Origin of the sequence: Pseudomonas sp. 30_B (assembly GCF_017491605.1) — a bacterium.
Classification (GTDB): Bacteria; Pseudomonadota; Gammaproteobacteria; order Pseudomonadales; family Pseudomonadaceae; genus Pseudomonas.
On sequence record NZ_JAFGYY010000109.1, the window covers coordinates 1 to 603 of the forward strand.

At 66.5% G+C, this 603-nt stretch carries 1 protein-coding gene; it reads right to left on the reverse strand.

Annotated features, from left to right (window positions below; translation table 11 throughout):
• The coding region (locus J5M67_RS27455) for a molybdopterin dinucleotide binding domain-containing protein (RefSeq protein ID WP_279381588.1) at positions 1-603 on the reverse strand (603 nt) is incomplete at both ends.

Consider the following 603-nt stretch of genomic DNA (forward strand, 5'->3'; position numbering starts at 1 on the left):
GAGTCAGGGTGTTCGCGAGATAGCCGGGCTTCGTCAATCCCTTGAAGCCCCAGTGCAACGGCACGCCGACCGTCTGCACCTTCCTGCCGTCGACCATGAGCGGCTTGATGCGCTTCGTGACGAGCGCGACCGCGACGATGTGCCCGCGGTTGGACGACACCTTCACTTGCTCGCCGTGCGCGACGCCGATCTCCTTCGCGAGATCCTCGCCGATCTCGACGAACTGCTGCGGCTGGACGATCGCGTTCAGCCGCGCATGCTTCGTCCAGTAATGGAAGTGCTCGGTCAGGCGATAGGTCGTCGCGACATGCGGGAACTGGTCGACCTTGCCGAACGACGCGCGATCGTCCGGGAACACGCGGGCGGCCGGGTTGTTCAGCGCGCGCGGGTTGCCCGGATGCAGCGGGTTCGCGGCGAGCGGCGTCTCGAACGGCTCGTAGTGCTCGGGGAACGGGCCTTCGTTCATCCCGGCGCGCGCGAAAAAGCGTGCGACGCCCTCCGGGTTCATGATGAACGGGCCCATGCCGGTCTCGGGCGGCTCGTCGAGCTTGTAGTCGGGAACGTCCGCGCCCGTCCACGTCTTTCCGTTCCAGCCGATCAGCT